Annotated in this window: 26 protein-coding genes; 10 read left to right on the top strand and 16 right to left on the bottom strand. The window is 40.3% G+C overall.

Annotated elements, in window-relative coordinates; translation table 11 throughout:
* Nucleotides 1-9: 9 nt before the first annotated feature.
* Genes MTF66_RS01505 through MTF66_RS01495 form a run of 3 tightly spaced genes read left to right on the top strand, consistent with a single transcriptional unit; the run spans nucleotide 10 to nucleotide 1,711 of the window.
* Entirely contained in the window at nucleotides 10-372 is a 363-nt protein-coding gene (locus tag MTF66_RS01505) for a VOC family protein (RefSeq protein ID WP_062565443.1), read from the top strand.
* 19 nt (nucleotides 373-391) lie between these two features.
* Entirely contained in the window at nucleotides 392-973 is a 582-nt protein-coding gene (locus MTF66_RS01500) for a uracil-DNA glycosylase family protein (RefSeq protein ID WP_054563130.1), read from the top strand.
* A gap of 3 nt (nucleotides 974-976) precedes the next feature.
* A complete protein-coding gene (locus MTF66_RS01495; RefSeq protein ID WP_248526097.1) occupies nucleotides 977-1,711 on the top strand; it encodes a phytanoyl-CoA dioxygenase family protein in 735 nt (244 codons plus the stop codon).
* A 48-nt stretch (nucleotides 1,712-1,759) separates the two neighbouring features.
* Here the strand turns inward: MTF66_RS01495 and MTF66_RS01490 are convergent, their stop codons facing one another.
* The gene (locus tag MTF66_RS01490) at nucleotides 1,760-2,317 is read right to left on the bottom strand and encodes a hypothetical protein (protein WP_058584364.1); all 558 of its coding nucleotides are present in this window, start codon (nucleotides 2,315-2,317) and stop codon (nucleotides 1,760-1,762) included.
* Between the two features lie 112 nt (nucleotides 2,318-2,429).
* Between MTF66_RS01490 and arfB the strand changes: the two genes are divergently transcribed.
* A complete protein-coding gene (arfB, locus tag MTF66_RS01485; protein ID WP_248526096.1) occupies nucleotides 2,430-2,843 on the top strand; it encodes an alternative ribosome rescue aminoacyl-tRNA hydrolase ArfB in 414 nt (137 codons plus the stop codon).
* A gap of 135 nt (nucleotides 2,844-2,978) precedes the next feature.
* Complete coding sequence (locus tag MTF66_RS01480; protein WP_054563126.1) at nucleotides 2,979-3,299, top strand: hypothetical protein; 321 nt, start codon at nucleotides 2,979-2,981, stop codon at nucleotides 3,297-3,299.
* A 15-nt stretch (nucleotides 3,300-3,314) separates the two neighbouring features.
* Here the strand turns inward: MTF66_RS01480 and MTF66_RS01475 are convergent, their stop codons facing one another.
* The 6 genes from MTF66_RS01475 to MTF66_RS01450 all read right to left on the bottom strand — a co-directional run bounded on the left by MTF66_RS01475 (nucleotide 3,315) and on the right by MTF66_RS01450 (nucleotide 8,015).
* A complete protein-coding gene (locus MTF66_RS01475; RefSeq protein WP_248526095.1) occupies nucleotides 3,315-4,349 on the bottom strand; it encodes a DUF2955 domain-containing protein in 1,035 nt (344 codons plus the stop codon).
* Nucleotides 4,350-4,362: 13 nt separating this feature from the next.
* Complete coding sequence (locus MTF66_RS01470) at nucleotides 4,363-5,424, bottom strand: HlyD family secretion protein (RefSeq protein WP_058584361.1); 1,062 nt, start codon at nucleotides 5,422-5,424, stop codon at nucleotides 4,363-4,365.
* Between the two features lie 4 nt (nucleotides 5,425-5,428).
* Nucleotides 5,429-5,905: a MarR family winged helix-turn-helix transcriptional regulator gene (locus tag MTF66_RS01465; protein WP_054553355.1), complete on the bottom strand. Its 477-nt coding sequence runs from the start codon at nucleotides 5,903-5,905 to the stop codon at nucleotides 5,429-5,431.
* Between the two features lie 135 nt (nucleotides 5,906-6,040).
* A complete protein-coding gene (locus MTF66_RS01460; RefSeq protein ID WP_248526094.1) occupies nucleotides 6,041-6,466 on the bottom strand; it encodes a TlpA disulfide reductase family protein in 426 nt (141 codons plus the stop codon).
* A 47-nt stretch (nucleotides 6,467-6,513) separates the two neighbouring features.
* Nucleotides 6,514-7,404, bottom strand: coding sequence for a spermidine synthase (locus tag MTF66_RS01455; RefSeq protein WP_217876843.1), 891 nt, complete (start codon nucleotides 7,402-7,404; stop codon nucleotides 6,514-6,516).
* Nucleotides 7,389-8,015 carry a fused MFS/spermidine synthase gene (locus MTF66_RS01450; protein WP_248526093.1) on the bottom strand — a complete coding sequence of 209 codons (627 nt, stop codon included), beginning with the start codon at nucleotides 8,013-8,015 and terminating at the stop codon, nucleotides 7,389-7,391. The genes MTF66_RS01455 and MTF66_RS01450 overlap by 16 nt, the downstream gene beginning before the upstream one ends.
* Nucleotides 8,016-8,207: 192 nt before the next feature.
* Between MTF66_RS01450 and MTF66_RS01445 the strand changes: the two genes are divergently transcribed.
* Nucleotides 8,208-8,666, top strand: coding sequence for a GyrI-like domain-containing protein (locus tag MTF66_RS01445; protein WP_054563121.1), 459 nt, complete (start codon nucleotides 8,208-8,210; stop codon nucleotides 8,664-8,666).
* A gap of 79 nt (nucleotides 8,667-8,745) precedes the next feature.
* On the opposite strand, the gene MTF66_RS01440 is transcribed toward MTF66_RS01445, so the two are convergent.
* Nucleotides 8,746-9,252, bottom strand: coding sequence for a hypothetical protein (locus MTF66_RS01440; protein WP_248526091.1), 507 nt, complete (start codon nucleotides 9,250-9,252; stop codon nucleotides 8,746-8,748).
* A 133-nt stretch (nucleotides 9,253-9,385) separates the two neighbouring features.
* Here MTF66_RS01440 and MTF66_RS01435 point away from each other — a divergent pair, with 133 nt between their 5' ends.
* Together MTF66_RS01435 and MTF66_RS01430 are read left to right on the top strand one after the other, a co-directional pair.
* On the top strand, nucleotides 9,386-10,396 hold the full coding sequence (locus MTF66_RS01435; protein ID WP_248526090.1) for a prolyl oligopeptidase family serine peptidase: 1,011 nt from the start codon (nucleotides 9,386-9,388) through the stop codon (nucleotides 10,394-10,396).
* 212 nt (nucleotides 10,397-10,608) lie between these two features.
* A complete protein-coding gene (locus MTF66_RS01430) occupies nucleotides 10,609-11,343 on the top strand; it encodes a hypothetical protein (RefSeq protein ID WP_248526089.1) in 735 nt (244 codons plus the stop codon).
* A gap of 90 nt (nucleotides 11,344-11,433) precedes the next feature.
* Here the strand turns inward: MTF66_RS01430 and MTF66_RS01425 are convergent, their stop codons facing one another.
* The 4 genes from MTF66_RS01425 to MTF66_RS01410 form a co-directional block, all read right to left on the bottom strand.
* On the bottom strand, nucleotides 11,434-13,764 hold the full coding sequence (locus MTF66_RS01425; protein WP_248526088.1) for a S9 family peptidase: 2,331 nt from the start codon (nucleotides 13,762-13,764) through the stop codon (nucleotides 11,434-11,436).
* A 94-nt stretch (nucleotides 13,765-13,858) separates the two neighbouring features.
* Complete coding sequence (locus MTF66_RS01420; protein ID WP_248526087.1) at nucleotides 13,859-14,659, bottom strand: class III extradiol ring-cleavage dioxygenase; 801 nt, start codon at nucleotides 14,657-14,659, stop codon at nucleotides 13,859-13,861.
* A gap of 257 nt (nucleotides 14,660-14,916) precedes the next feature.
* The gene (gene tmpT, locus MTF66_RS01415; RefSeq protein ID WP_248526086.1) at nucleotides 14,917-15,567 is read right to left on the bottom strand and encodes a thiopurine S-methyltransferase; all 651 of its coding nucleotides are present in this window, start codon (nucleotides 15,565-15,567) and stop codon (nucleotides 14,917-14,919) included.
* A gap of 9 nt (nucleotides 15,568-15,576) precedes the next feature.
* Nucleotides 15,577-16,065: a DUF2938 domain-containing protein gene (locus tag MTF66_RS01410; protein ID WP_248526085.1), complete on the bottom strand. Its 489-nt coding sequence runs from the start codon at nucleotides 16,063-16,065 to the stop codon at nucleotides 15,577-15,579.
* 100 nt (nucleotides 16,066-16,165) lie between these two features.
* Between MTF66_RS01410 and MTF66_RS01405 the strand changes: the two genes are divergently transcribed.
* Nucleotides 16,166-17,047 carry a LysR family transcriptional regulator gene (locus tag MTF66_RS01405; RefSeq protein ID WP_248526084.1) on the top strand — a complete coding sequence of 294 codons (882 nt, stop codon included), beginning with the start codon at nucleotides 16,166-16,168 and terminating at the stop codon, nucleotides 17,045-17,047.
* Here MTF66_RS01405 and MTF66_RS01400 read toward each other — a convergent pair.
* Nucleotides 17,042-17,617 (bottom strand): DJ-1/PfpI family protein, encoded by a 576-nt coding sequence (locus MTF66_RS01400; RefSeq protein WP_248526083.1) that lies wholly within the window; start codon nucleotides 17,615-17,617, stop codon nucleotides 17,042-17,044. The two genes, MTF66_RS01405 and MTF66_RS01400, sit on opposite strands and share 6 nt — an antisense overlap.
* Nucleotides 17,618-17,743: 126 nt before the next feature.
* Between MTF66_RS01400 and MTF66_RS01395 the strand changes: the two genes are divergently transcribed.
* Entirely contained in the window at nucleotides 17,744-18,448 is a 705-nt protein-coding gene (locus tag MTF66_RS01395) for a hypothetical protein (protein WP_248526082.1), read from the top strand.
* 29 nt (nucleotides 18,449-18,477) lie between these two features.
* On the opposite strand, the gene MTF66_RS01390 is transcribed toward MTF66_RS01395, so the two are convergent.
* The 3 genes from MTF66_RS01390 to MTF66_RS01380 all read right to left on the bottom strand — a co-directional run bounded on the left by MTF66_RS01390 (nucleotide 18,478) and on the right by MTF66_RS01380 (nucleotide 24,296).
* Nucleotides 18,478-19,455 carry a hypothetical protein gene (locus MTF66_RS01390; RefSeq protein WP_248526081.1) on the bottom strand — a complete coding sequence of 326 codons (978 nt, stop codon included), beginning with the start codon at nucleotides 19,453-19,455 and terminating at the stop codon, nucleotides 18,478-18,480.
* Nucleotide 19,456: 1 nt separating this feature from the next.
* Nucleotides 19,457-20,923 (bottom strand): DNA recombination protein RmuC, encoded by a 1,467-nt coding sequence (rmuC, locus tag MTF66_RS01385; protein ID WP_058584345.1) that lies wholly within the window; start codon nucleotides 20,921-20,923, stop codon nucleotides 19,457-19,459.
* Nucleotides 20,924-21,152: 229 nt separating this feature from the next.
* Nucleotides 21,153-24,296, bottom strand: coding sequence for a DEAD/DEAH box helicase (locus MTF66_RS01380; RefSeq protein ID WP_248526080.1), 3,144 nt, complete (start codon nucleotides 24,294-24,296; stop codon nucleotides 21,153-21,155).
* Nucleotides 24,297-24,552 lie beyond the last annotated feature (256 nt).

The following is a 24,552-nucleotide window of genomic DNA, read 5'->3' as shown; positions in this document are numbered from 1 at the left end:
GAGCACACCATGTCGAACCACCATAGCTTAAATTATGTTGAATTTGCTGCTAAAGATTTAGCCGCAACAAAGGCATTTTTTCATCAGGTTTTTAAATGGCAATTTACCGACTATGGCCCTGAATACACGGCCTTTAGCGCTGAATCAGCGGGCCTTGATGGCGGTTTTTATCAAGCCCCATTAACTAGCTTAACCAATAATGGCGGCGCGCTACTGGTGCTTTATTCAAATAATATTAAAGAAACTCAAGCACAGGTAGAAAAACACGGAGGCACAATTATTAAGCCCTTGTTTGATTTTCCTGGAGGCTGTCGTTTTCACTTCACAGAGCCAAGTGGTAATGAGTTAGCAGTTTGGTCAAAGCAAGCATAGATCATATTTTTACTAACTCATGAGTACTCAATCATTATTAGAACAAGTTAGTAAATGCGTGATCTGCGAGCCTCATTTACCACTCGGAGCGCGGCCCGTTATTCAATTTAATCCGCAGGCTCGCATTTTAATTGCTGGTCAAGCACCAGGAATTAAAGTGCATGAAAGTGGCAAACCTTTTAATGATGCAAGCGGGCAAAGGCTTCGCTCTTGGCTTGGTGTAACGAGTGATGAGTTTTACGATGAGCGCAATTTTGCCATTCTGCCAATGGGTTTTTGTTACCCAGGAAAAGGGAAGTCGGGTGATTTACCGCCAAGAAAAGAGTGCGCAATTGCATGGCGAGAAAAACTCTTAGCGCAGCTCAATAATATTGAGCTCACTATTATCTTAGGTAAGTACGCGCAGGCATATCATTTACCCCACACTAAACAGCTGCCCTTAACTGAGTTAGTAAAATCGTGGCGTGAATATTGGCCGAATTACTTGCCACTTCCTCACCCAAGCCCTCGCAATAATATCTGGCTAAAGAAAAATCCGTGGTTTGAGCAACAAGTATTGCCTGAGCTTAGTAGTAAAATACGTGCAATTTTAGCAAGGTAAAAAATGGAAAATAACTTTTTTGCTGAAAACGGCTACTACCATGTAAAGGGCCTTTACACAGAGAGTGAGCTTAGCAAGGTAAGGCCAATTCTCGATAAATTTCATCAACACTGGTTGCAAGAAAACCAATCTTTTTACCAATCTAGAGGTATTAATAGCTCAGGATTAACTGGCGCTGCATGTTTAAGTGCTGAGGAAAAGTTTACTCTTTTTGAGTTTGTCAGCGCCAACACACTATTGAAACAGGTTAAGGGCATTGTTGCTGAGCCCCAGTTTATGAATACTCAACTATTCTTTAACCCTTACAACCCTAAACAAGCAAATTATTGGCATCGCGATATGCAGTATCACTTAGAGCTTGATTCGCAAAAGGCCGCTCTTAGCGGCCCTGAAGTGTTACATTGCCGTGTTGCTTTTGAAGATGAACCGGGAATAGAACTAATACCGGGTAGTCATAAAAACTGGGATTCTGATGAAGAGTTAACAGTTAGATTAGAGCAACAGGGCGCTCGAAATAGTGACTCACTAACTCGTGGTAAAAGTGTAGCACTCAAAAAAGGTGACTTACTCATATTTTCGGCAAATATGATCCATCGGGGCTTGTACGGTATGAATCGTTTTGCCCTAGATATTTTGTACTTTGAACGTCACCCAAGCCTTAATGAGTTTGTACAAACTGGATTTTTACCAACTGCACAACAAAAGCAGCATCTAAAAAACCCTATGGTATTCAAGTAAGCATAAAAAAAGCGGCTCACTCGCCGCTTTCTTTATTTGATAGTGCTGTTACTGCAACATTGCGAACAGTTCTTTTAACTGCGGCATATACTGCTTAACTAAGTTGACGTTACTTTCGCTAACATCTGCTGTTGCAGTACTTGCTTTAACACCTTCTAAAGCACCTGCCATTGAACGAGTACCCGCATCAGATGATGATGCCGTAAGGCTTTGTAAACCACTCATTGCTTGGTTTACACGTTGCTTGTTCTCTTCTGACATACCCGCTTTAAGGTTTTCTAAATACGCCATTGATACCTCTGAGCCAACAGTAACTAACTGCTCTGGCGTGAAACCATATTGTTTGGTAAGGGCTTCGAACTCAGTATAAAGCTCATGCTCTTTGATGTGACCCAGCGCATCCATAACTGACGAACTGTCAACACCATCAGAACTACCTAGCATACCACCAAGGTTTACAGTATCTAACTCAGATTGGCTTTGTGACCAATTAACGACTGCAGGAAGGGCTTTAATGTAACGCTGTAGCTGATTTTCAGAAATATCTTCTGCGAAGCTAGAAAAACTCATCGCAAGTAGGCTCATAGAAATAAGTAGTGCTTTCATCGTGATCTCCTTTCTTTCAAAATGGTTAGCAACTGGCGCAAATAGTCGAGCTATTATGTTTAGCCAATTACAAATGTTACAATGCCTTTTTTACCATAGCTAACTGAACCTGATGTTAATTATTTCTAATACCGTCACAATTGATGAATGGGAACTCGACTTTAGTGCGATCCGCTCGCAAGGCGCAGGCGGGCAGAACGTCAATAAAGTAGCTACAGCTATTCATCTTCGTTTTGATATTAATCGCTCAAAGTTACCTGACTTTTACAAACAACGTTTACTTAATTTAAGTGATTCTCGAATTACCAAAGAGGGCGTTATTGTCATAAAGTCGCAAAGTCATCGCACGCAAGAAATGAACAAAGAAGATGCGCTTAATCGTTTGAAAGAATTAATCATTAATGCAACACAAATACAAAAGAAACGAAGAGCAACAAAACCAAGTAAAAGTTCTCAGAGAAAGCGCATGGACTCTAAAACAAAAAGAGGACAAACAAAAGCATTAAGAAAAAATGTAAAATTCTAACTTTCACATCAGAAGATCGTGTCAAAAATAAGCAGAACTGTAAAGAAGTGTAACTTGTTAACAAAGTTAATTGATGGTTAATCCTGCCGCGTCTATAATGGTAATACAATTTCACTGCTAATTAAGGAGCCGGGTATGGGCCAGAAATCACGCATTGTTGCCGCTGCAATGATAACGCTGTCAGCTTTGCCTATGTCGAGTTTTGCTGTAGATTCATGGCAAGCCGGAAGCGCGTATCCGCAAGGTAGTGAAACCTGTTATAACGAAATTCTTTATAAAGCCAGATGGTGGGCAACCCCAGGAGAAGAGCCTGGCAGTTCACAATGGGGCGCTTGGGTTGCAGATGTCGCCTCAAAAACCTGTGTACAGAGTGTTGTAAAAAAACAAGACGATTTACTAAAGTCTCTACCTACAATTTTCGAACCAAATAACAATAAAAAAGGGAGTTCTGATTAACTCCCTTTTTAATCTTTAATCAAACGTGTGATGCCTTGTCATTTCAAAGCTATTTAAGATGTGATGCATTATGTACACCGCACATAAGCTCAATAGTATGGCCACAGACACCGACGAAAAACGATAGAGCGCGCTGTAAACCAGATCTTGCCCCGGCCCTAATGACTGGCCAAACAAAATACCAAATGTCGTGATAATACCAAAGCCAACACCCGGAATACCGCCACCAATTATGTGATAACGACTAAAGATAAAGGTCAAAATCCACAGAATTAACGCAGGAAATATCAAAATATCTGTATGGTTATACAAAAATAACTGTGCCACTAACGCTAAGTTACAACCGATTAAGGTGCCTATCGCGCGTTGCCATGCAGCCATACCCGCCGCTTTCCAGCACAACGAAAACAATATCAGTACCGAGGCCGCTTGAGCAGAGATAGAATCTTGTAAATCAAATACCTGAAATACAACAAATGATAAGGTCGCTACGGTTGAACAAAGTAATACTTCATGGCGCACACTTTCTTTTGCTTTCTCTGGCATTACCCGACCTTGGCGCGGTGCAACATCAGGGAATAAACCATGCATTAGCATCGAAAACAGCACAGTTACGACAACTGCAACAGCGTTACTAATGATCAGCGGATAAATACTGATACCACCGCCGGTGTAGGTCGAAAAATGCAATTGAATCGACAAGCTCACCACTGTTGTGGCACCAAATAAAAAGTTAGCACCACGGCTCATTTGATAGAACAAAAAGGCAAAGGCTATAAAGCTCATCATTGTCATTACAACAGGCAAGTGTGCAAACAACCCTTGTACAACCAATACGAATAGCGCACTGAACACAGCGCCTGCGTAAAACTGACGAATAATATGCATGTTAAGCACAGGCACTAAACCGAGCAATAACATAGGGTAAACAGTGAAAAAGATGCCATTCGGCCAGTTCATCAATTTTGCCAGTGAAAACCCTAATGCTGAGCCCGTAGCAATGCGTAGCGCTTGGCGTAAGCCATTACCATCGAGTTGCAATACTGACATAACTCACCCAGCCTTAGTAAATAAAGTGCAGAACACTAATGAAGCGAATTTGCATGCTTGCAAACCAGCTGCCAATGCTAGAGTCAGGCAAAAGTTGCACAGTTGCACGCGCACCACTTGGAAATTTTGCCAGCATCTGGTGTTCATCTAGCTGAATATGGATACGTTGACGCTGTGCATCTCGTACCCAACGGTTGCTGCTTTCAGTGGCACTGAGTAAACCGTTAGCATTAAGCTGGCCATCACTCACACCCGCTTCAAAACTAACAATTTTGCCTGTAAATACTTTGCCCGGTAGCGCATCAAAGCTGACTTTTGCAGTGCTACCAACTTGTACGTGAACTAAAGACTTTTCACGAAAATCAGCCACTAAATCAGCTTTATTAGCAACTATAGCCATTAACGGTTGGCCCTTATTAGCATAGGTACCTGGTGTTACCTGTAAGTTTGCTGTTTTACCGTCGGTATCGGCTGTCACTGTGGTGTACGACAGGTTTAGTTTCGCTTGTTCAAGCTGGTTTTGAGCATGACGAAGCGCTAAATTGTCATCCCCTATTTTACCGCGCGCTAATTTAGCCTCGCTAAGCTGGGCTTCAATTGCAGCCACATTGGCTTTGCTTGATTGATAGTTCGCATTTATAGTTTCGTACTCTTGCTCTGAAATAGAACGCTTTTTCAATAGCGACTCACCGCGTTCAAACAGCAACGTTTGCTCATGTAGCTTAGCTTGAGCAGCCGCTAACTGTGCTTCTATTGCTTTCACACTGCTATCTAAACGTTGGTTTTGTAGTTTTGCATCATCATATGCAAGTTCAGCTTGTTGCACGGCAAGCTCAAAAGGCTCATCGTTAATCTTAAACAAGGCTTGCTGTTTTTCGACAGCTTGATTATTGGTCACTAATACGTCGGTTACGCGACCACTTACCTGCGGGGTCACTTGCACCACAGGGTGATACACACGGGCCTGCGGTGTAACTGGCATATACAGATCAGCAATCACAAAATATAAAAATAAAACAATAAAGCCCGCTAAAGAGATTTTTACGTAACGGGCAAACTTTTGATCTGGTGTCATGACGTTACTTATCTCCTGAATAATGACGGATACACTGACGGGCGTTTTGCTCCATCTGAATTAAACCATGCGCCATGGTATCGAGTTGCTCAGTGGTTAAATCAGCATAAAGATGCTGTTTCACATCAGCAATAATCACCTGCAATGTGTCTAACAATTGTAGACCTTGTTCAGTGAAGTACAGACGTTTACTGCGTTTATCTTCAGCATCAGCTTTACGAGCAATAATCTCTTGTTGCTCAAGCTGCTTAATAGTGCGAGTTAGTGAAGGCATTTCAATGCCTAAGCTATTTGCCAACTCTTGTTGCGTACAACCTTGGTTTAGATGAAACAAGTGCATCATCGCAGTCCAGCGAGATTGAGTAAGACCCAAAGGCTCAACCGCCAAAGTGACAGCATCGCGACATAAACGATGCACACGGCCCATACTGCCGCATAATGTTAAATCAAGAGTTTCGTGAAAAGGGGGAGTGGAAGACATGATGCGCTCCATTTACTTAGCATGCTAACTATTTTAATATAGTTAGCATGCTAAGTAAATATTAGTGCAATTAATAAAATAGATAGCTGTGTTCGATAAAAGCGAACAACTGCAAAAGTTATCTGATAGATAACACTATTTAGCAATTAACTCTTTGATATGGTTTTCATAGAGGTCTAATTTATCAGCTACAAAGCCTGTGTGTTGGAACCGTACTACGCCTTCTTTATCGATTAAAAAGCTGCTCGGCATCCCTTTAAGTTGATATTGTCTGCCAATAACAGCATCTGGGTCGTAAATAATATTAAAGTTCACTGCAAACTCAGCTAAAAATGCATCTGCATCACTGCGCTCAACATCAATGTTTACAGCAATTACTTTAAGCCCTTGCTGTTGATACTTGCTCTGCATAGCTATAAACCAAGGAAACGAGCGTCGACACGGGCTGCACCAAGACGCCCAGAAATCGAGTAACACGACTTGCCCTTTGTATTGATTCAATAGTTTAGACAACTGCTGCTGACTTGCTGCTAAAGGTGGGGGTGAAGGGTGCTCTGCCATAGCAGCAGAGCTCGTAATTAAAAGAAAGGCTATTAAGGCGTATTTGATCATTGGTAATTTAATAAATTCGCTGGTGAATATTGGTCAGTGAGCACCTTGGTATCCGCTGGCCAATCTTGATTACCCTTAGTATAAAACAAATGCTCGCTGAGTAACTGCAAATCAACATCGTAAGGGGTTAACTTATTTGCGAGTTTGTTGACGCGTTCGGCTAACTGTTGCTGGCTAGGCATAGTCTCGAAGCCAGCTAAAATAATGCGATTAGAGTTTTCATCGGTCACAACATTAACAAAGTCACCAAACACATCGAAGTAAGTTGCCGACTCATGCTGGTACAATTTACTCGATGAAAAAGTATTTGCAGCGACAATTCCACCATCAGCCAAAACACTTTTTACTTCCGCAAAAAACTCCTTAGTGAGGAGGTGCTCAGGGATATAATCGCCGTTAAAGGCATCAAGAATAATCCAATCGTACTTTTGTTTTTTAAGTGCGGCACGTTTAATAAAAATTCGGCCATCTTGCACCTTAGACGTTACGTTATCAGTTTCTACAAAGCTAAAATAATCACGGGCAACTTTTATTACCGCTGGGTCAATTTCGACATTTTCGATATGAGCGCTAGGGTAAAGCTCATGAATGGTATTTGAGAGTGAACCTCCCCCTAAACCTATGATCAGTACATTTTTAGGGTTATCAATAAATAGTAAGCTTGCAAACGTCATTTTGGTGTAATTAAACACCAGCTTTTTAGGCTCACTCTTATACATACAACTTTGCGTACTTTTACGGGTTTTTTCGTTAAATTTTAAACACAGTAAATCGCCAGTCTTCTCCACTAAAATATTGCGATAAAGCGAGCGCTCTTTATGGATTACTTCGGCTAAGCTGCTAAAAGGCAATGTCATGATCAAACAAACCATTAAGACTCTAAACATACAGCACGCTCCTTCGTTTTTAATTGACTAACAGCAATTGCAAGCAAACCAAGCGCGCCTAATACCGCAGCAAAGGTTTTAATGATGTCGTTAACATCGAACGCTAGCACCATATAAAAAGAGGTAATAATCGTGCCAAGGGCGCTTCCTAGGGTGCTCACAAAATACAAACCACCGGCAACCTGACCACTTTTTTCATGATCGGTAACCAATAATCGCACTGAGTAAGGTGAGATCATGCCGAGTATTGTTGTAGGAATAAAAAACAACGCCGTTGATGCCAGCAACGAGCCGTAACGACTGTCTTCAACATGGGTGAAAATAAAGGTCATAATTGGCTCAGCAAACAATACTATTGGCACCACCATAATACTCGCTACAAAGAAAATGAGACCATATTTAGTTAACGAAGGATTGCGGGTTGAGAGCTTACCGCCAAGTAAATAGCCGAAAGATAAGCTCAACATAAATACAGTGATAATACTGCCCCATATATGCACACTGCTACCAAAGTATGGCGCTAAAATTCGCCCGCCTAAAAGCTCAATTCCCATAATGCAAAAGCCGCTACTAAAGGCTAAAAAGTAGATAAGCGCATTGATTTTATTCATTAAACACCCGCTGATTTTGTTGTTATTTTACCCATCTTAACCTGATGCAGATAAGGATGCCATGACTGTTTTTTAAGCTGTAAAGGCCGTTGACAAAATATAGTCTTTTAAAAATAAATAATTAAAAAGGCTAGGTTAAAGTACACATGCTCTGGTATTTTACTGGGAACAAAATAAGCACGGAAAAATGCAATGGATCAGCAAGTAACGAAAATAAATATAGACAACCCAACGACTTTATTTGGCCTCAAAGTTCGCACCAGCAATATGAAAGAAATGAGTGGTGAAGGCGCTAAAATCGCTGGCTTATGGCAGCAATTTTACACAGACATAGCGCCAAATTTAACGCCATCTAGCCAAGTTTATGGCGTGTATACTCATTATGAATCTGATGTCACAGGAGAGTTTGATGTATTTGCATGTACTGACATGCAAGTCACGTCATCAGAGGTAGAACAAACTACACTCGCTACAGGTAACTACCTTCGCTTTAGCGGCAAAGGCGCAATGCCACAAACCGTTATCGATGTTTGGGGCCAAGTTTGGCAGTACTTTAGTAATGAACAGTGCCCGCATATTCGAGCATATAAAACTGACTATGAGTTCTATAAAAGTAGTGAAGAAGTTGAAGTATTCATTTCAGTTGAATAACGCCAAACCCTATTTTTAGTGTAAAGCCCCATTACAGATAAAGCCGCTTATTGCGGCTTTTTATTTGCTAAAAGGTATATTAATCCTTGTTGTTATCTTCAAGAATAAGATTCTTTAAAATGGGTCGTACAACTACCAAGATTAAAGTAATAAGTACTATCGAGGCCATTGTCATGCGAACTAATCGGAGAAACCATTCAGTTTGATGAATAGGCCTATTTTCCTTTGCTTCTTGTGATTCAAGTAAGGCACATGCTTGTGGTATTGAACTAAATGTATCTTTATTTGGATAATCAAAGACGAAACCTACTTTAGCAAGTGCTAGCCTTGCTTGGTCTGAATGAAGAACATCAACGTACAAAATATGATTTTTAATATCAGCCTTGTAAGGTATCTCTTCAACGTCCAGTACATCAACTATCTTGACGGCATTGACTAAGCGCATATCTTGTACCAAAGGCCGGTATTCAGGAGCTCGAGACCATATAATTACAAATATAGCGAATACCAAGGATAGGCATAATAACCCCCACAAGGTGTAACGCTTAGGCAGAGACTCTAATATATGCGGCGGTTTATTGCTCATTATGACTTCCAATTCAATAAGTTAACTTTCATAATATAAAAGTTTTGATACGTAAAAAAGTAGTTATATACAAATAACCATCATTTAAGTTACTGTGTATTAGTAACTTTTAGTCACCAATAAGGATGTTGTTGTGTATAAATTACTCTTATCTACCTGCTTATCTCTCGCTGTTTTTTCTACTAGCGCAGCAAAAATTATCGATGATGAACACGTAACAAAAGAAACAGACTGCTTCACAGGTATCTTTGCTGACTATGATTCGTGGCATCAATTTATTGCGCAAAAGAATAAACGCAAAGCTAAAAACGAAGAAGCATACTTAAAGCGCATTAAAGCCTTTGAAGAAACCTTTCCACAAGATATGTTCGATAACTTTAAAACAAATTTAACCTGCCATAATTTTAAATATCAGGTCGATGATGTTGAGGTGCTTGGTTATATCATCAAACCTAAAGTCATCAAGAATAAGCTACCTGTGTTAATTTATAACCGCGGCGGTAACGGTAATTTTGGCAGTGTTTATTTTGCAGCAATGATGCGCAATTTATTTCCTTTAGCAGAGCAAGGCTTTGTGGTTATCGGCAGTCAGTACCGCGGAACACTAACAAAAAATGATGACTTAGATGAATTTGGTGGCAAAGATGTTAACGACGTACTTGCGCTTATTGATTTTATTCCTCACATAGCAAGTGCAGATGAAAGTCGAATTGGCATGTTAGGAGCGAGCCGAGGCGGCATGCAAACCCACCTTGCGATGCAACACACAAACAAGATAAAAGCCATTGCAACCATTGCGGGGGCGACTGATTTAGTCAAAGAGCTTACGTTTAGACCTAACATGGAAAAAAACGTGTATGTGCGTCGTATCCCCAATTATAAAGAGAACAAACAAGCAGAGCTTGAAGCACGCTCTGTGATGAACTGGGTTGATCAGCTCTCACCTAAAGTGCCCATATTACTTATTCATGGCAGTGACGATAAACGAGTATCGGTCGATAACTCAATTCAATTTGCCAAAGCGCTAGATAAGCATCATATCCCCCATAAACTTATAGTGTATGAAGGTGATGACCACTTTTTAATGAACCATAAAGAGCAACTAGAAGCAGAGTTAGTTAATTGGTTTAACACCTATTTGTAAGTTTGCTTTTCGTCATTACTGAGCTTTATAAAATTTATCAAAAACGAATAAATGTACTCTTATTACTCTGTTTAAAGCTCATTCACTCTAATGAGTGCTACGTTTAAATAGTAATAAATACATAACCCCCTTAACTCACGTTTTAGCGCATAGTTATATACTGCTTTTTGAGTTAAAACCTATTTTCAAAATGGAAATATAAGAGCCATATTATGTATGAATCACTCTTAAAATGGGGCTTAGATAGCCTTACTAAATTTGCTGGAGCAAAAGGGCAACATGAGTTAACCATACTTGTAGAAGCTATAAAAACAAAGAATACTATGATTATCGAAAGATATAAGCAGTCGTGGGCATTAAATGAGAAATTGTCCGAGCTAATTATTGAATTGGAAGTTGATTTAGACTCTTTCGTTCAAAATTCAAAAGAAACTGACGGCTCTTGGAAGTCAGCTCGTCAGTTTCTTGGTTCACTGAAATCTGACTTTCATCCTAAATATTACCGTAAGTTATTAAAATTAAGAGCAGGGTTTGAAGGAACAAATGACATTCTTTCTGCTTATACGTTTATATTTCTAGATATTTTTAATCTTGAGCACTTAGTTGCTTACAGTAAAGATAAGCAAAAATATTCTAGAGGAGAAATATGTCGGTGTTATCGAAGACTATGGACAATGTATGGGGAGATCATTTCTTCGATTATCAGAATCAGCTCTGGAGATTTAAGGTTTTGGGTAACTGATATTCCTTATATTCGACATGCTGATAATTGGGCTAAATTTGATCTTGAACAATTTAAGCACATCTATCCTCGAGTCAGTTGGTGCAATAAACGATTTTATATTTCCTTAGAATCAAAAAAAGGGCTAGATAAATTTTGGTATGAACTTGCAGAACATCATAACAATAATAGAGAGTTAGCTAAGAAGAAACAGAATTCTGATTAAAATGCTTATTATCTGTAACGGGGGTTTACAGTTTGTATGAAAAAACCGCAGCATAATGTCTAAGCTGCGGTATTTTTTAATAAAGCATATTTACTTGTTAAGTAAATGCTTTTCGAAGAAGTTAGCCATCATAGTGTGATAGTGCAGGGTAGTGCCTTTACCTTCTCGTAGGCTGTGAGAACGGTTCGGGTAAGAGAAAAACTCGAACTGTTTATTGTGCTTAACTAATTCGTTAATTAAACGCTCTGAGCCTTGGTAGTGAACGTTATCATCTCCGGTACCGTGGATCAGTAGCAACTTACCTTGCAGATCTTTTGCAAAGGTGATTGGAGACGTGTTGTCATAACTTTCAGGATCGGTATTTGGGTTACCTGCATAGCGCTCTTGGTAGATAGTATCGTACAAGCGAATATCTGGCACAGGGGCTGAGGCAATACCAACTTTATATTTATCACCATGGCGGAATAACAAATTAAGCGTTGAACTACCACCACCTGAGTGACCCCATACACCAACACGGTCGGTATCAATGACATCCCAACGTTTTGCCATTGCATCAAGGGCGTCAACTTGGTCACGCACGGTAATAGAGCCTATTTTTTTATAGATAGATTTACGCCAATCTCTGCCCTTTGGTGCGCGCGTACCGCGGTTATCAACAGAGGCAACAATAAAGCCTTGCTGAGTTAGATACGACTTGTATAAGTAACTGTTACCTTCCCAGCGGTCTTGTACTGTTGAGCCCCACGGCTCACCGTAAACATAGAAAACGATTGGGTATTTTTTACTTTTATCCATATTTGCTGGGAACATGATGTAGCCATCAAGCTCAATACCATCGCGCGCATTAACCGTAAAGAACTCGTGAGTCGGTAACTGCTCAGTCGCTAATTTCTCTTTTAATGCTTTGTTCTCAACTAAGGTTTTCACATTGCTGTGATCGCTTACTTTGATGATCTCTTTCATTGGTGGGGTGCCAAATTTAGAGAAGGTATGCATTGCCCAAGAGGTGTCTTTAGACATGTAATAGCTGTTTGAACCATCAAATGACTCAGGCGTTACGCGCACCGGTTTAGAGCTGCCATCAAGCGAGGTACGGAATAAATAACGCTGACCTGGATCATCCGGTGATGCAGTAAAGTACATAACGTTTTTATCTTCGTTGAGCGCTAACATATCAATGATGTCGTACTCGCCCGGTGTTAAATCAACAACCGTTTTGCCATCGCGAGATACACGGTACAAATGACGCCAGCCATCACGCTCACTGTGCCAAATAAAGAACTTACCGTCTTTAGACCAATTAGCTTTATAAAACCACTCAATAAAGGCATCGTCTTTATCTTCAAGTATTTTAGTCAGCTGTTGTTTTTGCCAGTCGAATAACCAAACCTTGTTATGGCTTTGCGGACGGTTAAGATCTTGGATCATCAAAGATTCACCTGTGCCTGCCCAACTAATACGTGGAATATAACGATCGCGATTATCGCCACCTAGTTCAGCCCAGCGAGTTTTCTTGTCGCTAAGACTGACCACACCTACTTTAACCGCAGAGTTCATCTCGCCGGCTTTTGGATACGGGAATTCTTTAAGGGTAGGGTAGAGATCGTCGGTGTTATTGATCATGGTGAAATATTTCACGCCACTGGTATCAAGTTGCCAATAGGCAATTGATTTGTTGTCTGGACTCCAGCGGAAACCATCACGAATGGTAAATTCTTCTTCATATACCCAGTCAAAATTACCATTAACGATAGTGTCGTTACCGTCAGTGGTTAAAGCAGTCACAGCCTTACTGCCCACTTTTTCCATGTAGATGTTGTTATCACGCACGTATGCTACTTTTGAGCTATCTGGTGAGAACTTAGCAAACATTAGCTTTTTCGCTTCGATGTTTTCGCCACCTAACTGATATAGCGAATCAGTTTCGAGGTTTAAAAGCCAAAAATCACCACGGCTACGTGAGCGCCACACTTGCTCGCCATTGGTAAAAACCATCAGCCATTTACCATCTTTAGACCATTGATAGCTTTCAACGGTGAGTGGCTCTTTATCACCTTTTGGGATTAATTTTTCGTAGCTAACAAGTACCTTACGACCCGTTCCATCGGCGTTATAAAACACAATATCATTGCCTTTTACGCCGTGCTCATCGTCTTTAGCTTTGTCGTCTTGGGTATTTTTATCGCTTTCGCGCTCTTCGAGTACCGTATAGCCAGTACCATCATCGAGCCACGTAAAATAGGTGCTACGCTCAGCTTTAAAGTCTTTTTCTTTATAAATTTGTTCAAGCGAGAGCGGATTAGCCGTTGCGTTCACTGTTGCTGATGGGGTGCTAGCTTGCTCTGTAGTTGAGCATGCCTGCAAACCTAAACCTGCAACCACAGCAAACGCAAGGGTTGATGTTTTTATTAAATTCATTTTGTTGTTCCTAGGTTTTAACTTACCTAGCGTACCAAATTAGATGAATAAAATCTGAGCTTTTATCGTGTTATCAAGGGGGTTGAACTTAAACTTAATCGTCCCACAAGAACATACTGGCTTGCTTGTTAGCAATACGTAGTTCGTAGATATCACTACAAGGGCGCATCGCCGCACCATAGCAAACATGTAACGGCAATAAGTGCTCTTCTCGAGGATGGCTAAAACGCGCCGCAGGGGCCATTTGCCATTCTAATAGCTTAGCTTGACGCTGCTGCTCACTCAGCTCAGTATTGCCACATACATCAACTAACCATTGCTCAAAAGCCATATTTTGCGCTTTAATTTCAGCGGTTTCAGGGGTGAAAAATGCGCGCATATTATGAAAAGTAAAGCCAGAACCAATGATCAATAAATTATCGTAATCAAGTTGTTGTAAAGCCTCACCTATCGCTAGGTGTAAGCTTGGCTCAAGGCTTGGATGTAACGACAATTGCACACAAGGTATATCTGCTTCTGGATACATAATTTTCAAAGGCACATACATACCGTGATCAAAGCCACGAGATGGGTTTAATGCGCTATCGATATTAGCTTTTGCCAATACCTGATGTACTTTTTCGGCAAGGGCTGGTTCACCTGGGCTTGGGTACTCAATACTGTAAGCAGGCTCAGGAAAACCATAGTAATCATAAATTAGCTCAGGAGCAGCGCTCGAAGTGATGCTAATAGGGTTCGCTTCCCAGTGTGCACTCACCATCAAAATAGCAGATGGCTTTTTAATTTTTGCTGCAATAGACTGCAAACAAGTAACCATATCGGCATGACTTGGATCGCCAAGTAAAGGCATAGGGCCGCCGCCATGTGAAACAAAGAAAACGCGTGGCTTTTGCATAAATGTACTCCTTAAATACGCTTATCTCTATAGTGCACGCACAGAGGTACAATAACTAGCCACAAAAACGCACAACTAAGGTGTGAATTTACACATTATGAGTTTGTAAGCACTAACTTATACCAATTCGCTTAATAAAGTGGTCTATTTTGAGGCAATAAAACCTCGTTGATAACAAGGCAAAAATTTCGTTATTTAGTTGTTCTAAATCAGAAATTTTTAACGCAGGTAGCGACAGGTTTAATCCCTCAAAATGATTAAGTATTATTGCGGATTGGTATTAAATGCCAAGCTACGTTCATAGCAGGGACTTGCCCTTTTAAGCCACCTTCGAGAGGTTCTTTGCACAGTAATGTTAGTTGATAAAAAGCATCGTAGTGCTGATGTAGTTCATCGGCGACCACACTAAACGGCGGACCCGAAAACTCACTTTGCTGATACTCAAAGACCACCACTAACTGTTTAGCTCTATTAGTTAATTCAAGTAAATGCTGGGTATAGCGAATGCGCATGGGCTTTGGTAGCGCAACTAAAGCGGCACGGTCATAAACTGCGTTGATAGGGCCAAGATCAGCTGCAGTAAGTGCAAAAATATCACCCACCCAAACGGTTAGATTTGCGCCTTGGTAACGTAATAGTTCGCCGTGTTGGCTAATTTCGGGTTCTAGCTTTAACTCATCAAATAACTGCTTAATGGCAATCTCACTAAGCTCAGCCCCAACAACACGCATACCTTGCGCTAGCAAATAATGAATGTCGTGAGTTTTTCCGCACAGTGGTACAAAAACAGTATAGCCTTGCTGCAAATTCAAGTTAGTAAAATACTGATCTAGATAACGGTTAACGTCTCCTTCATGAAAACCAATTTCGTTATTTTCCCAACGTTGATGCCAATGCTTTGCGTCCATTACATACTCCTAAATAAATTGAATGAATTGAGCTGATAAATATATTCCGACACCAAAAAGTAGGTGAGTTACAGCACTTTTTAAGCGGGCTTGAAGTGGGTTTGCTGTTTTCGTAGCCATTATCCCCATCCCTAAAGCGGGCTGCATAACAAAAAATGGCATAGATACGCTAGCTAATCCAAATATACATGCAGCGATTAAGGTGGGCTGTTCAAGCCAAGCAATACCGACCAATAATATAAATAGAAACGAAAATAAAACACCAATAAAGTAGTGTAAACACCAGCCAAACACGCACTCAAACTGCTTAACTGGACTAGTTGCTATATTCAGGTGCTTAAACTTTCCATCTAATAAACCCAAGCCCCAACGGCCAACTAAACAAAAGTTTAATGACGGTATCTTAAACACTTTAGCCAGCAGAAAAGCATAAAGATCAATGAACAAAGTCGCCGCTATGCCTACAAAAGTTATCACATAAATATCATTAACACTCATAATTAGATGCTCTTAAATGATTTAATAAAAGACATGATATCTAATTGCAAAAATGCTAAAAATAGCAAGATAAACAAACTATGATTGCATAAATGAGAATATGATTGACGATATTGCCCTATTCATACAGATTGTTAAACAAGGCGGCCTAAGTAATGCGGCTGAGAGCTTGTCGTTGCCTACCGCAACTGTATCGAGACGCTTGCAACGGCTTGAGCAACGCCTAGGCGAGCAGCTTTTAAATCGCTCAGCAAGGCAATGCACGTTAACGCAAGCAGGGGAGGTGTATTTTCAAAGTTATGTTGAATTAATTGAGCAATTTGAACAAACTCACCGCCAACTTAATGAGCAAAAAGCACAATTGTCAGGAAAGCTTAAAGTTTTAGCACCTCTGAATATTAGTCATGGTTTCTTAAAGCCGATGTGGCTCGCGTTCACTAAACAGTACCCTGATATTCAACTTGAGCTATTGCTTAATAATAAACTTGAAGAGCTGAGTAAAAGCCAAGCTGATATAGCAATAAGAGTCGGGCCGCAGGCTGACTCTATGCTCCATCAAAAAAAGTTAGGCAGTGTTGATACCTTATTTGTAAGCACAAAAGCATACCTTGATTCGGCACCTACCATAGAAGAGCCAACTGATTTAAAACAGCATAGGTTAATTGGTACCACGTTGAGAAGTAAGTGGCAGCTAACCAATACACAAACGAATGCAACTTATACTCACATGTGCCGATTTGCTACTACTTTTAACGATACTGGATTTGTAAAATACTTAGTTTGTGATGAGCAAGGTATTGCTTTGTTACCTCGGTTTGAAGTTATAGATGAATTAAAATCTCAGCAGTTAGTTCAAGTACTGCCACACTGGCGAGGGGAAAACCGCGACATTTATGCTATCTGGCCAAGCGCACGTTTACTGAGTAAAAAGGCTGTCTGTTTAAAACAGTTTATAACCGACTATATTGCTGAACAATTATAACGTCTGCCATTGATATTCCATCTGTTTAGCAGTAAGTAGGGCGTGCTCGTAACTAATAAACTCAGCGACTAACGCTAGGCTCATATCAATGCCAGCAGAAATTCCCCCAGAGCTGGTAAACTTACCATCGGTGACCCAACGAGTATCTGCAATCACATTGAGATCAGAAAACAAAGCAGCCAGCTCAGGTTGATCTTGCCAATGAGTCGTGACATTTTTACCGTTCAAAAGCCCAGTTTTAGCAAGCAAAAATGCCCCCGTACAAACACTCGCAACACGCTTGGTGTTAGTGGCTGTGTGTTTTAACCAAGTAATAACCTTTGCTTTTTCTAGCTCTCGTGTATGGTCGCCACCAACCACAACAAGGAGATCAAGGGAAGGGCAGTCAGCAATGCTGTAATGGGGGTTTACACTATAACCACCGCGGGCAAGTACAGGACTATCACTTTCGGCAATTAAACTCACTTGCCAATCATTATTCGCTAGGCGCTTAGCAGTACTAAACACCTCAAACGGACCTGAGAAATCGAGTACTTCGGCATCATCATAGATGTAAATTCCAATATTCATACAATTGTTCCTATTATGTGGATTTATTTCTCAAGTAAAAAAACGTACTATGCCATTTTTGCAGTTCGTTAATGACATATTATTAAATTGCGCACTGTATACAAACAAAACTTCAAGGCATTGTTAATGCGTTTTTTATTATTATTGAGCGTGCTGCTGGTTGGTTGTAAAACAACACAGCAAAGCGTTGCTGAAATTAGTGAAGTATCGCCGGGCACTATTTATTTTCAGGGCGAAACATCAAAGCAAAATGTTGAAAAGTTCGAACAGTTATTAGTAAGTAGCGCTCAACAAATCAACACCTTGGTTATTAATAGCCAAGGTGGTGATGTAATGGCGGGTTTACATTTAGGTGGCTTGGTTCATGAATATCAACTCGATGTTGTGGTACACGAGCTTTGTGCATCGTCTTGTGCCAACTATGTACTTACCGCAAGCCCACATGTCCTCGTTGAAGAGCAAGCCGTTATTGGCTGGCATGGGGGCTCATTACAGCCATTATACGTGCCCATGGAGCAACCACCTGAGGTCGCTAGCTATATAGCAAAATGGCAAGCCGCAGAGCGACAATTCTTCGATATCATTAATGTTGAACAGGCGGTTACTATCATAGGTATGATGCCTGGTATTACAGAAAAACGTGATTCTGCTATTTATAGTTACGACGCTCAAACCCTGAAGCGTTTAGGGTTGCATATTGAGTTTGCTGGTGCGCAAACAGGGATGTCAGCAAGTGGCGAAAAACTAGCGCAGGTATTCGAACTTGAAGAGTCTGTACTTAACCACTTTTTGATGCTCAACGATATTGTTTCAGCAGAACTTATTAACTAATAAAAAGCCAACATGACGTTGGCTTTTTATTAGTTATGTTGGCTAAGCCAAGAGTGGATTTGTTTAGCACTTCTTGGTGACACTATTTCAGCACGACGTTTTAACTCTTTATGCCACGCCAGATCATTTAAAGCCGCATCACTTAGTGGCGCGTTTCTGTCAGTGTTTTTTAGCACATAATAGGCATTTGCAACATCCGCAAGGCTTACATTATTATTTGTCGCAAAGCGCTTAGACATTGATGCTAACGGCTTATTCAACGAACTATTAGCCGATAAAGGGAGCAAGCTGTCCGCAGGGTATGATGATGCAATACCATCGTTTTTCATCGCAGGCCAAACCGTGTATGTGGAGCCCAGTTTTTGCTGCTCAAGTAATGCAATAACAGAACTAAAAGGCGAAGCTTGATTGCTTATAACTACCGGCTTTTTAAACGTGTGAAATGCACCAAAGAGTAAGATTGCACGGCGCTGCTTAGCGACAACATGCTGATTTATAGCCTCTAAATAGCCAGTTTCACGGCTACGCTCTAGCTTTTGCCAATCCTCTTTAGAGAGGGTTTGCCAGTTCATTGCAGGCTCAGCAAGGACAAGACGAACTTTATGTTCACGGGTGCTATTAAGCTGTTTTAACCTTAAAACTAATTGCTCATAAACATCATATTGCCATGCCATAAAATACAAGGTGTCGCGCCAAATGTGCCTTACGTCATCAATGCTTATATTCTGTTTGCTCAACAAGTATTGATCAGCTAAATCTAGATACCGCGCATTACCAAACTCAACGACAAGATCATCAAGCTGCTGCCAGTTACTAGGCTCATCTAAGTATTTAATAAGCCTAGTAACAACATGCTTGCTGCCATGAACATCACCAATTGCAACGAGTTTATTAGCGTGTAACGCTTTATTAAGTTGGCTGTCGTAATCATAATTTGCAGCTTTGACAGTACTTGCAAAACATACATATGCCAAAACAACAAACCCGATGCGCTTTAAAACCTGCATATTAATCTAACTCTAATTGGGCTTTTTCAACAGTTTCCGCGGGTAACTCTTTTTGCACAGAAACCCCCAACTCTTTGAACTCAGACGCCTGCTTAATTAAGTTTCCTTTACCGCGGTACAGCTGAGAAAACGCTTTATCATAGCTTTCTTTGGCGCGGTCTAATTGCTTGCCAACCCCTTCCATACTGGTTAGGAAACCATTGAGCTTGTTGTAAAAACGCTCAGCACGGGCGGCAAGCTCTTTTGAGTATTTAGTTTGCTCTTCAAAACGCCACAATTGTTTTACGATGTTCAAGCTAGTCAATAAGGTCGTTGGAGTTGCAACTAAGATATTTTTTTCGATTGCTTGCTGATAAATATCACTCTGGTACTTAAGCGCTTCAACAAATGCAGACTCTATTGGTACAAACATGATCACCACTTCAGGTGAGTTAATACCGGGTAGTCTGTCATAGGCTTTGCTTGCTAACTCGTTTATACGTGATTGCACCGCAGTGACATGCTCTTTAAGCGCTTGCTGCGCCTCAAGCTCTGTATCGGCATTTACATAGCGCGTATACGCGTTTAAAGAAGTTTTAGCATCGATAACTAAATGACGTTGCTGAGGTAAATACACCACAACATCTGGGCGCAAACGGCCATCTTCGGTGTTAAACGATACTTCTCGCTGATAATCTACTCCAGCACGCAGCCCTGCGCTGTCTAGTACATTTTCAAGCATTAACTCCCCCCAATTACCTTGGGTTTTCTTTTGCCCTTGTAATGCGGTGCTCAGCCTATCAGCTTGTTCGGTGATAGCTTGGCTTTTAGCCTGTAAATGCAATAACTCCGTTTTTAGTGCTGCACGCTGCTTTAGATCTTCCACGTGGATCAATTCCATCTTATCGCGAAAGCCTTTTAGCTCACCCTGAACCGGTTTTAAAAGTTGCTCAATACTCTCTTGGTTTAAGGTTTTAAACCGTTGCGATTTTTCTTCAAGGATTTGATTAGCGAGGTTTTCAAACTCTTTTTTGAGTTGCTCTTTGCTTTCTTTGATATGACTAAGCTGCTCTTTAAAATGCAGTTCTTTTTGTTCTATAGTGCTTCTTAAGGTACTTAAATCAACATCACGCTGATTAAGTGCAGCTTTAGTATCAGCAAGCTCAGCTTCAACTTGACGCCAAAACTGGTTGTATTGTTGTGCTTGCTTTTCTTGTTCTACAAAGCGGGTTTTAAAGTGTTGAGACTCATCACGTTGTTCAGCGTAATCTTGCTGTAACTGCGAAAGCGTAAGTTGGCTTTGTTCAAGTTGCAGCTGCTTTTGTTCTAAATGATTTTGCTGGATTTGCTGACTATTTTGCAGTTCGGTTAACTGATTTTTTAAGCGACTTTTTTGTAAGGCAAAAATAACGCCACTTGCAACAGCACCTACAGCAGCACCAAGCACTACACTTTGCCAATTAATCTGTGCAATCAGCTCTGTAATCATAACGAAAACTCAATAACTTAAAGACACATCATCATAACGAATTAGTGCTCAGCAGAGTAGGGGGTTTAGGCATAAAAAAAGCCAGCTCAAAGTGAGCTGGCTCTAACATTACTAAAATTTAGTAACCAAATGGGAAATCAACATAATGCTTATGTAAACTGCAATTTAACAACAAGCATAATAATAGACGCCCCAAAATTTGATTAGTTCAAAAAAACTTTAAAAAAATTTAATTTTTTATCAGAGCAAGCATTTGCTCTTCATCAAATTGAGTAAAACTCATTGATTTTTCTGTAAATAATGCATCAACAAGAGCTTGCTTATGCTGCTGCATTTTAAATACTTTTTGTTCAATTGAGTTAGCCATAATCAATTTATAAACAAACACAGGGTTAGTTTGGCCAATACGGTAGGCACGATCTGTCGCTTGTTTCTCAACAGCAGGGTTCCACCAAGGATCAAAATGAATCACAGTATCGGCTTGAGTTAGGTTTAGCCCTGTACCACCGGCTTTAAGGCTAATTAAGAATACGGATGTATCACCTTGAGTAAACTCTTCGATAACACGGTCGCGGTGTCTTGTTTGCCCAGTAAGCAAACTAAAACTGATGCCTAATTCATTTAATCGCTCTGCTATGACATCAAGTGCCATGGTGAATTGACTGAATATAATCACCTTACGACCTTCGCTAAGCATGATAGGCAAATGCTTAGATAACCATTCAAGTTTAGCGCTGCCAGCCTGTGAACTAGGGTCGATCAATTTTGGATGACAGCAGATTTGTCTGAGCTTTAATAATGCATCTAAAAAGGCTAGCTTACTTTTTTGTACACCTTGCTGTGCAAATAGGTCGACTAATTTCTGTTCTAAAGATTCAGTTATACCGGTGTAAATTTCCTTTTGTTTGCTCTCAAATTCAAACTCTTTAACTAGCTCTGTCTTCTCTGGGAGCTCTTGCGTTACCTGTGCTTTAGTACGACGCAAGATAAATGGCATGATCAACGACTTAAGTTCATCAGCTCGGGCAACGTCGTTATCACGCTCAATAGGCGTTTGAAAATAGCTCTTAAAATGTGCTTGCGAACCAAGTAAGGAAGGCATTGCAAAGTCGAGCAAAGATTTAAGCTCAAATAAGTTATTTTCGATAGGCGTGCCGCTTAAGCAGAGCTTAAAGTCAGCATTAAGGCGCTTAACCAAGCGTGAAACCTGCGCAGCGTCGTTTTTAATATATTGCGCTTCATCAAGAATGATGTTTTCAAAATACAGCGGCGAATAAAAGGCAATATCACGCTTCAATAGAGGATAAGTTGTTAAAATACAATCTGCTTGCGACAACTGTTGTAATTGGTCGCTGCGCGCAGCACCGAAGACGGTGGTAATTTTTAAGTTACTCGCAAATTTATTAATTTCACTTTGCCAGTTACCAACCAAGCTGGTTGGGCAAACAATTAGCGTGGGGCCTGCTTGTGGTGATTGCTTGGCATTAGCTAAAAAGGCAATAACTTGTAGGGTTTTACCTAGCCCCATGTCATCAGCCAAAATACCACCAAGCTGGTGACGTTTTAAAAAGTTAAGCCAATCAACACCGTGCTGTTGATACTCACGCAATTGCACACCCTGGTTTAAGCCTTGAATATCGGACTTTTTAATAAGCTGTTGTGAGCTATTTAATTCCGATAGATAAGCATCTAGAGCATCGTCAACAATATTAACCTTAATTGCTTTTTGCTCGATGAGCTTAGGCAAAAACGACAAAGGCATTAAGATTTCGTCACGGGTTTTAATATGCTCAAAACGTTCACGATAATCATTAAGCTGCATCATCGCGGCCTTTTCAACCACAGCAAAGCGTTTTCCTACAGTAAAGTAATAAAAGCGCTCACTTTGTCGATTAAGCGATTGATAAGTATTGTTATCAGTAACAAACAATTGTTGAGTTTTAACACCAGAGATCACGATTTTACTAACTATCTGATGACCTTTACCACGCTCAACTTGCAGTGAAAGTTGTTTAAGGACTTTGCCGACTGCTAACTCATCATTAATTTTCCAACCGCGTTTTAATAAGTTTGGAATTATTTCAAACTTTAACCAGTGCTCATGAATAACTGATTGTTTATTAAAGATAAACTCAGTTTGTAAAGCCCCTTTACATAATTCAAAGCCAAGGTTAGTTAATTCATTTACAACGGTGTTTTCTAATGACTGGTTTAATATATCAGCTGGCGCCTGGCTTAAATCATACAAAGAGTTTTGATAATTAAACTGCAATGATAAGCGAATTGTGCCCTCGTCATTATTAATACTGATGACAGGGAATACAGTTCGAGCTAAGCTTTTTTTACTTTCCTTAAATGCATGAGGGATCACACCTTCACCAAAATTATCATTCAGCTTTTGATAAACGCGATCAAAGTTCTCTGTGTGAATAGCAGGCATATTGGCAAGTAACGCTATTTCATCAGCCGTTAACGGAGTACGAATTCGGCCTACTTTTAGCTTCTCAGGGTCAAGGTAAGTAGGGGGTGTTGTTTTTAACAATAACCAATTATCTTGCCCAGCAAGCGTCATGCTCAATGACGTTAAGTCTTTGTTTTGTTTCCAATCAAACTCTAACGCTTGCATACTGTCAGCTTTAATTGCTTGGCGCGAACGGCCTAAAAACAAACGCTGGGTGGCAATTAATTGCTGTAGTGCTGCAAAGCCCCACTGACCTTTAAGCTCAAGTTTTCCAAGGGCATTTTGAGAACGGATCCAGCTATATAACCGAAAGTCAGATTCTAATAAATCAGTAGGGGTTACAAAACTATTTAATTGCTGCTCGGTAAGGTTACGACCAAGAGTATAGTTATGCTCAGCGTCATAATTAGCTATTTTAGGAGTAAGGGTTACAACAGATTTCTCTACATCAAGAACAAATAATAGAACCTGTTTGGCATTGTCATTAGTAACTTGCTTAAGGGTTTTTAGCTCACTAAACCAATCGTTAATGATGTAGTCTTCGCCGTAGTCACCTGAATGTTCAATTTTGAGTTTTAGGAGCACAGCTGCAATATGACGGCATTTAGTTTTAGAACCACAAGTACAATGCGAATCGACCGAAAAACCACTTGGTAATTTACTGATCTCAATATGCTGAGTAAAGGTATTTCCTTCGTTACCAAACATAGATGCATCAATAACGCTAAAATCACTGTTATGTTCTAACCAGTTGATTTGGCCGTTCTGGTGATACTCTTTTGCTTTACTTAACACATGCGGCTTAAATAGCTGTTTGATGAAGCGCTCAGACAGAGGAAACTGAGTTTCTTGCTCTTGTTTGATTTCTTCAAAGATAGCTAATAAGTCATTTTTGGATAAGTTAGCAGACATAACGCTTTTGGCAGTAAAAACAAAAAATAATTCTGCCAGTATATGATCTATCGGCCCAGAGCTAAAGCACTATTGAGCAATATTGGACTGGTTGGAGCTGATAACTTGGTAAAAATCTGCTTTAAAATAAAATCAAAGCTGAAAACTGACATACTGAGCATTTAACAAACAACAATCGCACAAGATATAAACAGGTTAATAACAAGGCAGGGGCTTTACAGATCAATTTTTTACTAAGCAATCTAATTATGAAACG

The sequence above is a fragment of the Pseudoalteromonas sp. 2CM39R genome, from assembly GCF_023161845.1.
The sequence above is the reverse complement of the archived record's forward strand: the minus strand, read 5'-3'. Positions and strand labels throughout refer to the sequence as shown.

Bases quoted from the DNA above. Each gene is read 5' to 3' on its own strand.
- MTF66_RS01490 (WP_058584364.1), bottom strand. From the start codon at position 2,317: ATGAAAGCACTACTTATTTCTATGAGCCTACTTGCGATGAGTTTTTCT.
- MTF66_RS01400 (WP_248526083.1), bottom strand. From the start codon at position 17,617: ATGAATATTGGAATTTACATCTATGATGATGCCGAAGTACTCGATTTC.
- tmpT (WP_248526086.1), bottom strand. From the start codon at position 15,567: ATGGACGCAAAGCATTGGCATCAACGTTGGGAAAATAACGAAATTGGT.
- MTF66_RS01425 (WP_248526088.1), bottom strand. From the start codon at position 13,764: ATGAATTTAATAAAAACATCAACCCTTGCGTTTGCTGTGGTTGCAGGT.
- MTF66_RS01465 (WP_054553355.1), bottom strand. From the start codon at position 5,905: ATGTCTTCCACTCCCCCTTTTCACGAAACTCTTGATTTAACATTATGC.
- MTF66_RS01440 (WP_248526091.1), bottom strand. From the start codon at position 9,252: ATGAGCAATAAACCGCCGCATATATTAGAGTCTCTGCCTAAGCGTTAC.
- MTF66_RS01480 (WP_054563126.1), top strand. From the start codon at position 2,979: ATGGGCCAGAAATCACGCATTGTTGCCGCTGCAATGATAACGCTGTCA.
- MTF66_RS01505 (WP_062565443.1), top strand. From the start codon at position 10: ATGTCGAACCACCATAGCTTAAATTATGTTGAATTTGCTGCTAAAGAT.
- MTF66_RS01430 (WP_248526089.1), top strand. From the start codon at position 10,609: ATGTATGAATCACTCTTAAAATGGGGCTTAGATAGCCTTACTAAATTT.
- MTF66_RS01380 (WP_248526080.1), bottom strand. From the start codon at position 24,296: ATGTCTGCTAACTTATCCAAAAATGACTTATTAGCTATCTTTGAAGAA.
- MTF66_RS01410 (WP_248526085.1), bottom strand. From the start codon at position 16,065: ATGAGTGTTAATGATATTTATGTGATAACTTTTGTAGGCATAGCGGCG.
- MTF66_RS01405 (WP_248526084.1), top strand. From the start codon at position 16,166: ATGATTGACGATATTGCCCTATTCATACAGATTGTTAAACAAGGCGGC.
- MTF66_RS01500 (WP_054563130.1), top strand. From the start codon at position 392: ATGAGTACTCAATCATTATTAGAACAAGTTAGTAAATGCGTGATCTGC.
- MTF66_RS01455 (WP_217876843.1), bottom strand. From the start codon at position 7,404: ATGTTTAGAGTCTTAATGGTTTGTTTGATCATGACATTGCCTTTTAGC.
- MTF66_RS01395 (WP_248526082.1), top strand. From the start codon at position 17,744: ATGCGTTTTTTATTATTATTGAGCGTGCTGCTGGTTGGTTGTAAAACA.
- arfB (WP_248526096.1), top strand. From the start codon at position 2,430: ATGTTAATTATTTCTAATACCGTCACAATTGATGAATGGGAACTCGAC.
- MTF66_RS01460 (WP_248526094.1), bottom strand. From the start codon at position 6,466: ATGGCAGAGCACCCTTCACCCCCACCTTTAGCAGCAAGTCAGCAGCAG.
- MTF66_RS01420 (WP_248526087.1), bottom strand. From the start codon at position 14,659: ATGCAAAAGCCACGCGTTTTCTTTGTTTCACATGGCGGCGGCCCTATG.
- MTF66_RS01475 (WP_248526095.1), bottom strand. From the start codon at position 4,349: ATGTCAGTATTGCAACTCGATGGTAATGGCTTACGCCAAGCGCTACGC.
- MTF66_RS01445 (WP_054563121.1), top strand. From the start codon at position 8,208: ATGGATCAGCAAGTAACGAAAATAAATATAGACAACCCAACGACTTTA.
- MTF66_RS01390 (WP_248526081.1), bottom strand. From the start codon at position 19,455: ATGCAGGTTTTAAAGCGCATCGGGTTTGTTGTTTTGGCATATGTATGT.
- rmuC (WP_058584345.1), bottom strand. From the start codon at position 20,923: ATGATTACAGAGCTGATTGCACAGATTAATTGGCAAAGTGTAGTGCTT.
- MTF66_RS01495 (WP_248526097.1), top strand. From the start codon at position 977: ATGGAAAATAACTTTTTTGCTGAAAACGGCTACTACCATGTAAAGGGC.
- MTF66_RS01470 (WP_058584361.1), bottom strand. From the start codon at position 5,424: ATGACACCAGATCAAAAGTTTGCCCGTTACGTAAAAATCTCTTTAGCG.
- MTF66_RS01450 (WP_248526093.1), bottom strand. From the start codon at position 8,015: ATGAATAAAATCAATGCGCTTATCTACTTTTTAGCCTTTAGTAGCGGC.